We start from the raw sequence: 13,900 nt of genomic DNA on the forward strand, positions 1-13,900 counted from the left end.
CTCTGCTAACAAGGGGAGTGAAGTTGAATGAGGGGCGGATCCTCGCGGGCCGACGGCATCGAAGTGCCAAAAGGGGAAGAATGAAATCTTCACAGGCAAACCGGAGGATCCATCATGAATTCTACCACAACCGTGGTCGGCGTGGATACCGCCCAACAGGTATTTCAGGTACATTGGGTTGATGCGGAGACAGGTGAAGTGTTCAGCAAGCAGCTTAAGCGCGTCAGGTTTCTGGAGTACTTTGCGAACATGGCACCATGCCTGATCGGCATGGAAGCCTGCGGCGGGTCACAGCACTGGGCGCGGCGCTTTCTGGAGATGGGGCACGAGGTCAAATTAATGCCGGGCAAGGCCGTCAAGGCCTTCGTAAGTGGCAACAAAAATGACGTCGCCGATGCGCGCGCAATCTGGCTGGCAGTGCAACAACCAGGCGTGCGAGCGGTAGCGGTCAAGAGCGAAGCGCAGCAGGCGGTGTTGGCATTGCACCGGATGCGGCAGCAATTGGTGAAGTTTCGCACAATGCAGAGTAATGGCTTGCGTGGCTTACTGACGGAATACGGTGAAGTCATGGCGGTTGGACGTGCAGCGCTAAACAGAGGCATGAAGGATGCGCTGGCGCGGCTGGCAGAGCGATTGCCGGCGATGCTGATCGACACGCTACGTGAACAGTGGGACATGCTGGGAAAGCTCGACGGACAGATCGCACAAATCGAGCAGCGGCTACTGGCATGGATGAAGCAAGACAAGGCCAGCAAAACGATTGCCCAGATTCCCGGTGTGGGCTTGCTGACAGCCACGGCCGCAGCGGCGACGATGGGCGATGCCAATACATTCAAGTCAGGGCGCGAGTTTGCCGCCTGGCTCGGGTTGGTGCCCGGACAGGTCGGCACTGGCGGCAAGGTGAGATTGCTGGGTATCAGCAAGCGTGGCGACACGTATTTACGAATGCTACTAATCCAAGGCGCGCGCAGCGTGCTGTGTCATGCGAAGGAATCGGGAGCATGGGTTGAACAAATACAGAAACGGCGACCTTCGAACGTAGTCGCGGTGGCGATGGCCAACAAAACGGCCAGAACAATATGGGCCATGTTGGCACATGACAGGCAGTACCAGAAGGATTACGTGAGCCTTAAACCAGCCTGATTGGTTCTTGGTTACATAGAAGATTCAATTTTTACACGTCAAAAGGTTGCGTAGGTAATTGAGTGTGATGACAAAACAGGTCGGACCGGGACTCGCTAAACCTGATACTAGCTCAGAGCTTAAAGCTCGTAGTCTGAATGAGGTGCGAGTCAGCGGATTTCATCGAGGCCCGCAGTGTATCAGGCTGCAATAAGGCCGGATATAGAACTGCAACCCATCCTGTTCATCAGCACACAAGAGAGCCTTGCAAACGGGAGGCGTTCATATAGAGCTAGTACAGCTTAGTCGACTTTGACGCGGACTTTGCCGGTTAGGAGGTCTTGCATGAGTGACTTCCTGATGCCTCGGAGTTTCAATATTTCTTGTTCTCGCAAAGCTAGCTTTATCATTAAAGAGTCAAAAATTGAATTAATTCTGTCTTGCTCTTCAATACATGGCAGCGCTAGCTCTAATTCCTCAAGTGATGCTTTATTTAGTTTGTACCGTGTTGCTCCCTGACGAGTAAGTGAAACCGTAATATCACGATGCATAAAGTAGTAGTAAATCCACTTTGTTCTGCAAACATCAGTTCCCTGAACAATATGTGCGTGGTTGTTTACATTGAACTGTCCGGAAACAAACTGGGTCATTGGCCAGGTGGAAAATTTTATAAAATGATCCCCATCTTCCCCTATAAGTACATGCTCACCTTCGATCCGATATTCATTTATATAGTCTACGGCTTTGGTCGGTCCATAGTATGGAAAGATGCCTTTCATTAATTCGCGCTCTTCCTTATTAATCGGCTTGCGCAGATTATTTTTTATAAGAGCGCAATGGGCCAACGTGTCAGTTTTCCACGCTGCTGGAATCTTCCCCACGGGACTATCCTTGAATTCCGTGTGCCCTATCCCCTTGCTCAACAATTCCTGCATCATGGCGGTTTTCAGGTTTTTCAGATTATTGATTTGCCTTTGGGTGCAGTCAATTACATCATCAACTGCGGTGAGAATTGCGACGATTTTTTTTTGTTCAGAACGCGGTGGAAGATTAATCCTCAAACTACCAAGCTGTTCAAGATTTAGATTTATTTGTGCGAGCCCTGACTGCAGATCTTTAATTTGCTTATCAACTATTGGGCTTTCGAAAGAAAATCGAATGTAATTATTTTCAACTTGATTCTTGTTCAGTCGAACGATACCAACAGCTTGATTGGTATTTGCAGGTAAGTGTTTTTTTTCAACAATAGCCGAACGACCGATTGCGCCAGCAATTGAAATCAACAAATCTCCTGCGTGCAATTGGGAACGACTCAACGATCCATTTGCTTCATTGCTGATGTACTTAAGGTCATCCTCAAGGATTTTCCCTCCTTTGGATATATTTTCAACGCGCAAAAATTTGACCCCGGACTCTGTGTACGGATAGCCATTTGTAGTTGGCGTAGTGCCCTTGGTAATAACTGTTGACAGCTCACCTAATGTTGCAACAGACCAGCCTGTGGGCGTTACCTTATTCATACCCTAACTCCACCAAAAATCCCTGCATCACCACTTTCGCTTGCTCCGCTTGCACCTCCAACTCATGCAATGACACGCGATACTTATCCCACCAGCGTTCAAACTGCGCGATCAACGCCTGATTGTCGGATTGCAGATGCGCGCGGATCGCTTCCTTGCTGACGATCTCAGGTTTGAAATCGTAATACTCGGTATCGCGTTTTACCAGCACTGCCGTCACGTCAAACCCTTGCAGAATCTCTTCCTGAATATAATCGTCATGCACTTCACGCAGCGGCACGCCGCCATGCAGCAAAGCACGCACATCGAAGATCTCCGGCGGCGGTGAGGTGTCTGCGTAGCGGCGAATGTTGAGGTTGTAATCATTCTCGGCAATTTCGGCCAGCGTCACAACCTTGGCATAGCGCTTGATGTCGGCATACTGATCGAAGCTGGCGACGATCTTTTCAATGTCTTGTGGGCGCAAGACGTTCATATTTTTGTCTTCTGCGTAATCAAGCTCGGCGTTGATGAACAAGACCTTGCCCTTGCGCGCCGCCGGTTTTTTCTTGTTGATGATGAGCAGGCTGGCCGGTATACCGGTGCCGTAAAACAGCGCTGCGGGCAAACCTATCACGGCTTCCAGCAGATCGTCCTTGAGGATACCTTTGCGGATTTCCTTTTCGCTGGCGCCGCGGAACAGCACGCCGTGCGGCATCACCACGCCCATCATGCCTTTGCTATTTAACGAGGCGATCATGTGCTGGACAAAGGCGAGATCGCCGGAATCCTTGGGCGGCGTGCCATAGGGGAAGCGACCGTAGCCGTCGTTATCCGCCGCTTCTTTGCCCCAGGCTGCCAGGCTGAACGGTGGATTGGCGATGACGCGATCGAAGTGCATCAGCTCGCCGTGCTCGATATGCTGCGGGTCGCCCAGGGTGTCGCCCTTGCGGATATCGGCATTGAAGACGCCGTGCAGGAACATGTTCATCTTGCAGATGGCCCAGGTGCTCTGGTTCATCTCTTGCCCGTACAACGAGAGGTTGGCGGCGTTTTCGCCGTGCTCTACCAGATAGTTACGGGTCTGCACCAGCATGCCGCCGGAGCCTACCGTGGGATCGTAAATGCGCATGCCGGCGTGCGGCTTGAGCAGGGCCACCAGCAGTTTCACGACTTCGCTGGGGGTATAGAATTCGCCGCCCTTCTTGCCTGCCGAATCGGCAAACATCTTGATCAGGTATTCGTAGGCGGTGCCGAGCAAATCGGTCGAGGCAAAATCGCAATTGCGCAGGCGATACTTGCTGAAGTGGGAGAGCAGATCACCCAGTTTCTTGTCGGAGAGTTTGTTCTTGATGTTGAAATCGATGGAAACCAGCACGCCTTCAAGGCTGCTGTTGTACTCTTCTATCGCTTCGGCCGCTATATTGAGGGTGCTGCCGATGTCGTGCTTCAAATCCTTGAGGGCGTTCCAGCGCGCATGTTCCGGTACGAAGAAGGTCTTGTCGTATTCGTTTTCATCTTTTGCCAGCTTTTCTGCCTGGGCTTGCGATTTGCCGATGCCGAGGTAGTGGGCGATTACCTTTTCCCGTTCCTCGTCGAAGCTGTCGGATAGGCGCTTGAGGAACATCATGCCAAAAATATAATCTTTGTATTCCGAGGCATCCATATTGCCGCGCATGATGTCGGCGGCGCCCCAGAGATAGGATTCGAGTTGCGCCAGGGTTAATTTCGGGGTGGGGTTTTGTGACATGCCTTGATCTATTCGCGTTGTTTCGTTGTTGTATTTCAGTAAATTTTAATCGACAAGTAGCGATCGTCGATGATATGCGTTTTTGTCAGGGGCGGCGGTTGACTATCCTGATCTCCCCCGCCTCGCCGTTCTGCTGGACCATTTCCAGTGAAACCACCGGCCCCTTGCGCGGATCGTGCTGAAACGTAATCCGCACTTTCTGTGCTGTCTCTATGCCGGCAAAGTCCCTGAGCAAGATCCTGGTCACGTTCGGCAACTCTTCCGCGCCGAGCGCAAACGCATCGCTTTCGTTTTGCTGATCCGAGGGGATATGGCCGTTTTTATACACGCAGGCGATGGCTTGCGCCGGGTCGATGCCATTGCTCATCAGGAAGGAATCGTTGACTAGGAACAAGGCCGGCGGGATCCTGGATAGATCGATCTGACTGACGTCGGGCCAGTCGTTCTTGGTAATAATTTTGCCGCCGGCATAATACTTGGCGACAAACTGGTCACCCATGCAGGGCAGATGTTCGGTTGCGGCTTCGGCGTGCTGCAACAGCTGCTGCACCTCGCTTGCTTCGAATTCCACTGTAATGGTCGGGGTCATCATATTTGTCATGGCCGGATTATCGCATTGCGGCCAACGTTGCGGCTTCATTGCTGTATATAATGTGCGGCATGGAAAATCCCAATGAATTCGTACAATGGCTGCGCTCAGTCGCGCCCTATATCCATGCCTTTCGCGGCAAGACCTTTGTGGTCGCCTTTCCGGGCGAACTAGTCACCGCCGGCGCCTTGCCGGTGCTGGCGCAAGACTTGTCGCTGCTGCATGCGCTCGGCATCAAGGTGGTGATTGTGCACGGCTCCCGGCCGCAGGTCGAAGAACAACTGGCGCTGCGTAATGTAGAAGCGCGCTTCCACAACGGCTTGCGGATTACCGATACCGCTGCGCTGGAATGCGCCAAGGAAGCGGCCGGCGAACTGCGCCTGGATATCGAAGCCGCCTTCAGCCAGGGCTTGCCCAACACGCCGATGGCGCATGCCGCGATTCGTATCATTTCCGGCAACTTTGTCACGGCACGTCCGCTGGGCGTGATCGATGGCGCCGATCTGCAACTGACCGGCGTGGTGCGCAAGATCGATTACGACACCATCCATCCGATCCTCAACGCCGGCGGCCTGGTGCTGCTGTCGCCGCTGGGCTTTTCGCCGACTGGCGAGGCGTTCAACCTGACCATGGAAGACGTGGCGGTGGCGGCGGCGATTTCATTGCGTGCCGAAAAGCTGATTTTCATCAGCGAAACGCCGTTGATGAAAGATGCCGGCGACACCGAAATCCGCGAGCTGTCTTCGCACCAAGCGCAAGCGGTGCTGGACAGCGGCTGCCTGCCGGCCGATTCGGCCTTCTATCTGCAGCACACGATCAAGGCCTGTAACGCCGGCGTGCCGCGCGCCCATGTGGTGCCGTTTGCTACCGACGGTTCGGTGCTGCTGGAATTGTTCACGCACGATGGCGTGGGCACCATGGTTTCCTACGAAAACCTGGAGAGCCTGCGCGAAGCCACGATTGAAGACGTCGGCGGCATCCTGAAGCTGATCGAGCCGCTGGAAAACGACGGCACCCTGGTCAAACGCGGCCGCGAACTGATCGAACGCGAGATTCATTACTTCTCGGTGATCGAGCATGATGGCGTGATCTTCGGCTGCGCTGCGCTGTATCCTTTCCCATCGGAAAAAATGGCAGAAATGGCTTGCCTCACGGTCAATCCGGAAGTGCAGGCGCAGGGCGACGGCGAGCGTATCCTGAAACATATGGAAAGCCGAGCCCGCGCTGCCGGTTTCAGCAAACTGTTCGTGCTGACCACCCGTACTTCACACTGGTTCCTGCGGCGCGGCTTCGTCCACGCCACGGTCGACGACCTGCCGAAGGATCGCCAGCACATGTACAACTGGCAACGGAAATCGCTGGTGCTGATCAAGACGCTGTAGTTGGCAGACTTATTTGGCAGACTTACTCAGCAACCACCATCTTAAAATCGAGTCTAAAAAACGAGACTCAAGCAAACTACAAGGAACAACCATGGCACGCACCATCCATTGCATCAAGCTAGACAAAGAAGCCGAAGGCCTGGACTTCCCCCCATATCCGGGCGAGCTGGGCAAGCGCATCTATGAAAGCGTTTCGAAAGAAGCCTGGGCCGGCTGGCTCAAGCACCAGACCATGCTGGTCAATGAAAACCGCCTGAACCTGGCCGACGTGCGCGCCCGCAAATACCTGGCGGCGCAGATGGAAAAACATTTCTTCGGCGAAGGCGCCGACGCCGCCAGCGGCTATGTGCCGCCGACTGAATAAATAGCCGCTTCAGAATATCTCTCTTCCCCTTCTACCTCTGTGGCAAAATAAGCAAGATTCATTTGCCTGGAGGTAGCATCCCATAGCGGCCCATGCGCTGCACGCCAAGCCTGAATTCAAGTAATCTATCTTGCGCTGAGTGCACGCTACACGACGCGCATTTTTGTCCATTCATTTGTTGATTCATTTCTCCACAGATCGGAACCTCATGCATCTATTCCGTAAACGCTCTTGGCCCAATCTCATGTTGTCATGTTTGCTGGCAGCCGCCTGCAGCATCGGCTTCACCGGCGTCGCAGCCGCGGCAAGCGCACTGCCGGCCGGCGTGACCCAGGGGCCGTCGGCCGAAGGCATCACCGAATACCAGTTTGCCAACGGCTTCAAAGTCTTGCTGTTTCCCGATGCATCGAAACCGACAGTGACTGTCAACATGACTTACCTGGTCGGCTCGCGTTTCGAGAATTACGGTGAAACCGGCATGGCGCATTTGCTAGAACATCTGATGTTCAAGGGCACGCCCACTCATCCCTCTATCCCGAAGGATTTCAGCCAGCGCGGCATGTCGTTCAACGGCACCACCAATATCGACCGCACCAATTACTATGAAATCTTCCAGGCCGGCGACGACAACCTGAAATGGGCGATCGACATGGAAGCCGATCGCATGCTGCATTCGTTCATCGCCAGGAAAGACCTGGATAGCGAAATGACGGTGGTGCGCAACGAATACGAACAGGGCGAGAACTCGCCGTTCGGCGTCCTCATCAAGCGTCTGCAAGGCGTGGCTTACGATTGGCACAACTACGGCAAGCCGACCATCGGCAACCGCAGCGATATCGAGAACGTCAAGATAGAAAACCTGCAAGCCTTTTATCGCACCTACTACCAGCCGGATAACGCGGTGCTGCTGATCGCCGGTAAATTCGATCAGGCCAAGACGCTGGCCTGGGTCAGCCAAGCCTTCGGCAAGCTGCCCAAGCCGGCCCGCAAGATGCGCGATTTCTGGACCGTGGAACCGACCCAGGACGGCGAACGCAGCGTCACCGTGCGGCGCCAGGGCGATGTGCAGATCGTTGCGGTAGCCTACAAGATCCCAAGCGAACTGCATCCCGACAGCGACGCCATGTCCTACGCCGGCACGATTCTGGCGGACACGCCCAACGGCCGCCTGCACAAGTCGCTGGTGGAAACCGGCAAAGCCACCGCCGTGTTCAACTACGAAATGACGGGTTATGCGCCGGGCCTGGAAATCATTGCCGCGGTGGTCAAGAAAGGCGAGCCGATCGAACCGGTGCGGCAGGCCTTGATCGACGGTGTCGAGCAATTTGCAAAAACCCCGCCTACTCCGGAAGAGATGGAAAGGGTGCGCCTGGCTAACGCCAACAATTTTGAAAAGCTGATGAACGATCCGCAGCAAGTCGGCGTCGGCATGTCCGGCACTATCGCGCTGGGCGATTGGCGTTTGCTGTTTTTGGGCCGCGACCGTTCCAACAAGGTGACTTCGGCACAGGTAACGGCAGCGGCAGCGCACTACTTCACCCGCGATAACCGCACGGTCGGCATGTTCTTGCCGGAAGACCAGCTGCAACGCGCCGACGTTCCGGCAGCGCCAGACGCGGCCGAAGTGCTCAAGGATTACAAGCCGCAACAGGCAATCGCCGACGGCGAGGTTTTCGATCCGTCGCAAGCGAATATCGACGCCCGCACCCAGCGCTCGCAGGTGGGAGGCCTGAAACTGGCATTGCTGCCTAAGAAGACACGCGGCGCTTCCGTCTCGGTCAAGCTGAACCTGCAATGGGGCGATGAAAAAACCCTGTTCGGCAAAAAGACCGCATCTGAACTGACCGACGCCATGCTGATGCGCGGCAGCAGCACGTTGACGCGCGATCAACTTGCCGACGAGTTTTCCAAGCTGAAGATCAGCGGCGACCTGACGCAATTCCAGACCAACCGCAGCAATCTGCCGGCCGCGTTGAAACTGGTCGCCAGCGTACTCAAGCAACCGCGCCTCGATCCGGCTGAATTCGAGCGCCTGCGCAAGGAAACGCTGGTTGGACTGGAGGCATCGCGCAACGAGCCGAAAACACTCGCGGCCGAAGCCATCGCCCAGCATTTCAACCAATATCCGCCAGGCCATTGGCTGGCGGCGCAAACCGTGGATCAGCAAATCGCCGCGATCCAGGCCGCCACCCTGGCTGACGTCAGCGCCTTCCACCACGACTTTTACGGCGCCTCGCAAGGCGAGCTGGCGATCGTCGGCGATTTCGACGTCGCAGCGGTCACCAAGGTAGTTCAAGAGGAGTTCGGCAACTGGCAAAGCGCCGCGCCTTACCAGCGCGTGATCCGCCAGAACTTCGACGTTGCGCCGCTACAGAAAACCATCAATTCGCCGGACAAGGAAAATGGCTTTTACGTAGCGCGCCTGAACCTGGACATGCGTGACGACGATGCCGATTATCCGGCCATGATGGTAGCCAACTATCTGTTCGGCGGCGGCAGTCTGAAATCGCGCCTGATGGACAGAGTGCGTCAAAAAGAAGGCCTGTCCTACGGCATCGGCTCCGCGCTAGACATCAGCGCCATCAGCCGCGCCGCCAGATTCTCGGTACAAGCCATCGCCGCACCGCAAAACCTGAACAAGGTCGACCAAGCCGTCAAGGAAGAACTGGCACGCGCGCTCAAGGAAGGTTTCAGCGCCGACGAGCTAGCCCGCGCCAAATCCGGCATCCTCCAGGACAACCAACGCGCCCGCGCCCAAGACAGCGCACTCAGCGTCGGCTGGGCCAGACTGCTAGACCTCGACCGCACCTTCGCCTGGAGCAAGCAAATCGAAGACAAGATCAGCGCCCTGACGGTAGAACAAGTCAACGACGCCTTCCGCAAACACATCGACCCAGCCCGCCTAAGCGTGGTAATTGCACGCGATGAAGCAAAAGCAAACGCTGCTGCGCCTGCAAAGCCTTAAGTCCTAAATAAGCGCAAGCAGTACCCGCAGTTTCACGAAAGCCGCTGTTGTGTTCGCAATCAAATTAGCGAACACAACAGCGGTTTTTTTGCAGTTGCTTTTGACGCTGCGGTTGCTTCTGACGTTGCAGTTGTTTTTGACGTACCCCGCATTGAGACGTTGCCAAATGTGGCGGGTGCCAGTCGGGAATTGTGGGAGGACATGTCTGAGCGCAGCGAGTTGGTCCTCCCACCCGACTGGCACCCGCTGCATTTGGGGACCTGACCGAAGGGAAGGCAACGGCTTTGCGGTCGCCTTCTTTTTGGTTACTTTTTCTTGGCGAAGCAAGAAAAAGTGACTAGCTGCCGGGCTACCCCCGGCGTGCATCCACGGAGTAGTAACCGTTTTAAGTAGCGACGACCGATCGTTCATTGAATGCCACGGCACGTACTCCGTGGCCCGTTAAAAGGGGGGCAGAGTAATTTTCGCAAAGGGCCGCGAAAAAAAACTCCGACCCCATTTAACTACTTGGATGCAGCAAGGAACGTCGGCGCGCGTAGCCGAAATACACCAGGAAACCGATCGCCAACCAGCAAAGAAATGCAATCCACGTAACCGCCTGCAAATGAAACATCAGGAACACGCAAAACCCAATCGCCGCCAAAGGCACAAACGGCACCCCCGGGCAACGAAAAGCACGCGGCAAATCAGGCCGCGTCTTACGCAACACCAGCACCGCCACCGCAATCAACGAAAACGCCATCAAGGTCCCGATATTAATCAGCTCAGCCAAGATATTCAGAGGAATCAACGCCGCAATAAACGCAAACACAATCCCCACCAGCCAGGTGGTAAAGAACGGCGTAGCAAACCGCGGATGAATGCTCGACAGCTTCTTCGGCAACAAACCATCCCGCGACATAGCAAACAAAATCCGAGTCTGACCATAAGTCATCACCAGAATCACGGTAGTCATACCAATAATCGCCCCCAGGTCAACGAAGCCGGCAACCCAGTTCTCCCCCGCATACTGCAAAGCCAGCGACACCGGATGATCCACCCCCGCAAATTTCGAGAACGGCACAATGCCAGTCATGATCGCCGCCACCACCACATACAGCAACGCGCAAATCCCCAACGAAGCAATGATCCCGATCGGCAATGCACGCGCCGGATTCTTCACTTCCTCCGCCGCCGAAGTCACCGCATCGAAACCGATGAAAGCAAAGAACACAATCGCCGCCGCGTTGAACACGCCGTTATAACCGAACGGCAGATAAGGCTGCCAGTTCACCGGCTGCACATGGCCGGCGCCGACCGCAATAAACAGCAGCACCACCGCCACCTTGATGAATACCATGACGTTGTTGGCGCGCGCCGATTCGCGGATCCCGATCGACAACAAGCCGGTAATTACCAGCAAAATGCAAAATGCCGGCAGATTGAACCAGGTGCTGATTCCAGGCACAGCACCCGGCGCTGCAGTCAACGCCGCCGGCAAGGCAATCCCGAAACCGGACAGCAGCGACTGCATGTAGCCCGACCAGCCAACCGACACCGCCGAGGTTGCCAAGCCATATTCCAGCATCAGATCCCAGCCGATAATCCAGGCCACGATTTCGCCCATGGTGGCGTAGCTATAGGTATAGATCGAACCGGAGACCGGCACCGTGGACGAGAATTCCGCATAACACAACGCCGCAAAACCGCAAGCGAACGCCGCCAGTATGAACGACAGCGAAAGACCGGGGCCGGCCAGCAAGGCGCCGCTGCCGGTCAGAACGAAAATACCGGTGCCGACAATCGCGCCGACACCCAGCAAGGTCAGATCCATCGCCCCGAGCGTGCGCTGCAAGCCGGTATCGGTTCGGCTGGAATGAATCATCTTATCCAGATCTTTAGTACGAAATAAACTCATGCAACAACTTCCTTCGAAAACGATGAGGCCGCCGCCAGTCAGGTGATGGCCAGCATTTCTCCACGGCAAACCGGGGAATTGTGAAAAAGGCAGGGATTATACTTGCTGGCGCCGGGCGGCCCGGAAAACTGGTAAACGTTGCTTGCCAATCGCGTTGGTCGTAGATCAAAACTCTCCCCCAAGCCATCACTTCACACATCCGGCGACAAAAAAGCGACCAGTCCACTTATCAAAAAAGCAGTCTGCTCAATTTCAGTAAAAATCAATATAAACAATAAGCTACGACTGCATTAGTGACACCAAATTGAGACCACAAATTTATTAATACAATACCAGTTAGATACAGATTGACAGCCACTTTTTGCGCTCTTAAAGTGCCCTTAATTCATTATTTCCTTATGGAAATATTGAAGATGATGAATGAGATGCTGGCTGCTTTCTGCAATCTGGCGCAGCGGCATTTGCTACAGCTTCGGTTTTGGTTCACATCGCATAACAAGTCTGGACATGCCTCCCGGCAGCCGCCCTTTCCACGCTGCCCGACCAACCTTCTCAGGAGAGAAAATTGAAACTGAAATTCATACAGGGCCTCATGCTCGCCCTTGCCTGCAGCGCCATCACGACCGGCGCCGCAGAGGCCGGCCCCTTATTAGCATTGAGCGCGCAAGCGACGACGGTGGCCTCGGTGGCTTGTTACGCCGCCTGGGACGCCAGCGTGGCGTATACCGGCGGCGCCACTGTCAGCTACAACGGCGTCAACTACAAAGCCAACTGGTGGACCCAAGGGAACAATCCGTCGACCAACAACGGCGGCTCGGGCACCGGCCAGCCATGGACTATCGTCGAAAACTGCGGCGTTGTGACGCCACCGCCGCCACCACCGCCTCCTCCAGGCGGCGGCACCACGCCGGCCGGCTTCGTTTTCAGTCCGTACAAAGATGGCAATATCAATCTGAACTGGAATACCTATGCCATGAGCAGCGCTGTCACCGGCACCACGCAGACAGTATTGAGCGCCATGCCAGCCAAGCTCAGCACCCTGACCTGGGCCTTTGCGACCGGCGCCTGCGGTAGCGAAAACTGGGGCGGCGTATCGGCCTCCGCGTTTGCGGCGGCCAATGTGCAAGCCTTTGTCAACGCCGGCAAGAAATACATTGTCTCCACCGGCGGCGCCGCAGGCTCATTTACCTGCACCAGCGACGCCAACTTCCTGAAATTCATCCAGACCTATTATTCGGCCAACCTGGTCGGCATAGATTTCGATATTGAAGCCGGTCAGAGCACCGCAGATATCAACAACCTGGTACTGCGGGTGAAAAACGCGCAAGCAACTTATCCAAACTTGCGCTTCAGCTTCACGCTGGCGACACTGGGCGGCCATGTAACGCCTAGCCTCGGCTACTACGGCGTGCAAGTGATGCAGGCCATCCAGGCTTACGGTCTGACCAACTACACCATCAACCTGATGGCGATGGATTACGGCAGCGCGGCCGGCGGCAACTGCATGCTCAATAGCAGCGGCGGCTGCGACATGGGTGCATCGGCGGTGCAATCGGCAATCGAACTGCATAACCAGTACGGCGTGCCGTACAAGCAGATCGAGGTGACGCCGATGATAGGCGGTAACGATACTACCGACGAAACCTTCTCTCTCGCCGATGTCGCGACGCTGGTGAATTTCGCTCAACAGAATAGCCTGGGCGGGATCCATTTCTGGTCCTTCGATCGCGACCGCGATTGCGCACCAGGCTCGGCTTCGCCAACTTGCAATACTTACGGCAAGGCCGGCACGTTGGGCTTTACCAACGCCTTCATCTCGCGGCTGGGGCTGTAAGTCAAAGCATCGTCACATGATCAAAAGCCGGCTCCCGCGAGCCGGCTTTTTTTGCATCATTGACCCGTCCTGAATTAGGTTGACACTTTTTCGATGAAGAGAAGGAGTGTCAAATGGAGCAAGAGATACGGCGCAGCCAACGTGATTACAGCCTGGCTTTTAAATTGAGCGTTGTCGAGCAGGTAGAAAAAGGCGAGATGACGTATAAGCAGGCGCAAAAGCGGTATGGAATTCAGGGTCGCTCGACAGTTTTTGTATGGTGTCGCAAACACGGCCTGCAGGATTGGACACAACCAAGGGGCCCAAGCAAGCGGAGAGCGACGATGACAAACAAACCGAGCAAGCCATTAACGCCAGAACAGCGCATCAAGGAGCTGGAGCGCCAACTCAAGGAAGAGAAGCAGAAATCGGCCCTGTTCGAGACGGTGATCAACATCATGCGCGATGAACACGGGGTGACCGTAAAAAAGTCTTCAGGCAAGCTATCTCTAGTGGTCA

9 protein-coding genes and 1 pseudogene are annotated in these 13,900 nt (G+C 55.2%); 6 read left to right on the forward strand and 4 right to left on the reverse strand.

The window, feature by feature from the left end; translation table 11 throughout:
- Positions 1–114 precede the first annotated feature (114 nt).
- Positions 115–1,143 carry an IS110 family RNA-guided transposase gene (locus tag KHU33_RS18495; protein WP_211465592.1) on the forward strand — a complete coding sequence of 343 codons (1,029 nt, stop codon included), beginning with the start codon at positions 115–117 and terminating at the stop codon, positions 1,141–1,143.
- 281 nt (positions 1,144–1,424) lie between these two features.
- On the opposite strand, the gene KHU33_RS18500 is transcribed toward KHU33_RS18495, so the two are convergent.
- The 3 genes from KHU33_RS18500 to KHU33_RS18510 all read right to left on the reverse strand — a co-directional run bounded on the left by KHU33_RS18500 (position 1,425) and on the right by KHU33_RS18510 (position 4,972).
- Entirely contained in the window at positions 1,425–2,642 is a 1,218-nt protein-coding gene (locus KHU33_RS18500; protein ID WP_211465594.1) for a restriction endonuclease subunit S, read from the reverse strand.
- Positions 2,635–4,371: a type I restriction-modification system subunit M gene (locus KHU33_RS18505; protein ID WP_211465596.1), complete on the reverse strand. Its 1,737-nt coding sequence runs from the start codon at positions 4,369–4,371 to the stop codon at positions 2,635–2,637. The genes KHU33_RS18500 and KHU33_RS18505 overlap by 8 nt, the downstream gene beginning before the upstream one ends.
- 85 nt (positions 4,372–4,456) lie before the next feature.
- Positions 4,457–4,972 carry a hypothetical protein gene (locus KHU33_RS18510; protein WP_211465598.1) on the reverse strand — a complete coding sequence of 172 codons (516 nt, stop codon included), beginning with the start codon at positions 4,970–4,972 and terminating at the stop codon, positions 4,457–4,459.
- A 59-nt stretch (positions 4,973–5,031) separates the two neighbouring features.
- Here KHU33_RS18510 and argA point away from each other — a divergent pair, with 59 nt between their 5' ends.
- From argA to KHU33_RS18525, 3 genes are all read left to right on the forward strand, one after another.
- Positions 5,032–6,342: an amino-acid N-acetyltransferase gene (argA, locus tag KHU33_RS18515; protein WP_211465600.1), complete on the forward strand. Its 1,311-nt coding sequence runs from the start codon at positions 5,032–5,034 to the stop codon at positions 6,340–6,342.
- A gap of 91 nt (positions 6,343–6,433) precedes the next feature.
- Complete coding sequence (locus tag KHU33_RS18520) at positions 6,434–6,706, forward strand: oxidative damage protection protein (protein WP_211465602.1); 273 nt, start codon at positions 6,434–6,436, stop codon at positions 6,704–6,706.
- Between the two features lie 244 nt (positions 6,707–6,950).
- Entirely contained in the window at positions 6,951–9,671 is a 2,721-nt protein-coding gene (locus KHU33_RS18525) for a M16 family metallopeptidase (protein ID WP_230414381.1), read from the forward strand.
- A gap of 499 nt (positions 9,672–10,170) precedes the next feature.
- On the opposite strand, the gene KHU33_RS18530 is transcribed toward KHU33_RS18525, so the two are convergent.
- A complete protein-coding gene (locus tag KHU33_RS18530; protein ID WP_211465606.1) occupies positions 10,171–11,568 on the reverse strand; it encodes an amino acid permease in 1,398 nt (465 codons plus the stop codon).
- Between the two features lie 565 nt (positions 11,569–12,133).
- On the opposite strand from KHU33_RS18530, the gene KHU33_RS18535 reads away from it, so the two are divergent.
- Complete coding sequence (locus tag KHU33_RS18535; protein ID WP_230414382.1) at positions 12,134–13,402, forward strand: carbohydrate-binding protein; 1,269 nt, start codon at positions 12,134–12,136, stop codon at positions 13,400–13,402.
- Between the two features lie 113 nt (positions 13,403–13,515).
- A pseudogene (locus KHU33_RS18540) lies at positions 13,516–13,900 on the forward strand (IS3 family transposase); the annotation flags it as partial.

Origin of the sequence: Collimonas silvisoli, from assembly GCF_018305005.1 — a bacterium.
GTDB classification, from domain to species: Bacteria; Pseudomonadota; Gammaproteobacteria; order Burkholderiales; family Burkholderiaceae_D; genus Collimonas; species Collimonas silvisoli.

What these genes read in the sequence shown, in the direction of transcription:
- KHU33_RS18495 (WP_211465592.1), top strand. Translation starts at nt 115, where the DNA reads ATGAATTCTACCACAACCGTGGTCGGCGTGGATACCGCCCAACAGGTA.
- KHU33_RS18500 (WP_211465594.1), bottom strand. Translation starts at nt 2,642, where the DNA reads ATGAATAAGGTAACGCCCACAGGCTGGTCTGTTGCAACATTAGGTGAG.
- KHU33_RS18505 (WP_211465596.1), bottom strand. Translation starts at nt 4,371, where the DNA reads ATGTCACAAAACCCCACCCCGAAATTAACCCTGGCGCAACTCGAATCC.
- KHU33_RS18510 (WP_211465598.1), bottom strand. Translation starts at nt 4,972, where the DNA reads ATGACAAATATGATGACCCCGACCATTACAGTGGAATTCGAAGCAAGC.
- argA (WP_211465600.1), top strand. Translation starts at nt 5,032, where the DNA reads ATGGAAAATCCCAATGAATTCGTACAATGGCTGCGCTCAGTCGCGCCC.
- KHU33_RS18520 (WP_211465602.1), top strand. Translation starts at nt 6,434, where the DNA reads ATGGCACGCACCATCCATTGCATCAAGCTAGACAAAGAAGCCGAAGGC.
- KHU33_RS18525 (WP_230414381.1), top strand. Translation starts at nt 6,951, where the DNA reads ATGTTGTCATGTTTGCTGGCAGCCGCCTGCAGCATCGGCTTCACCGGC.
- KHU33_RS18530 (WP_211465606.1), bottom strand. Translation starts at nt 11,568, where the DNA reads ATGAGTTTATTTCGTACTAAAGATCTGGATAAGATGATTCATTCCAGC.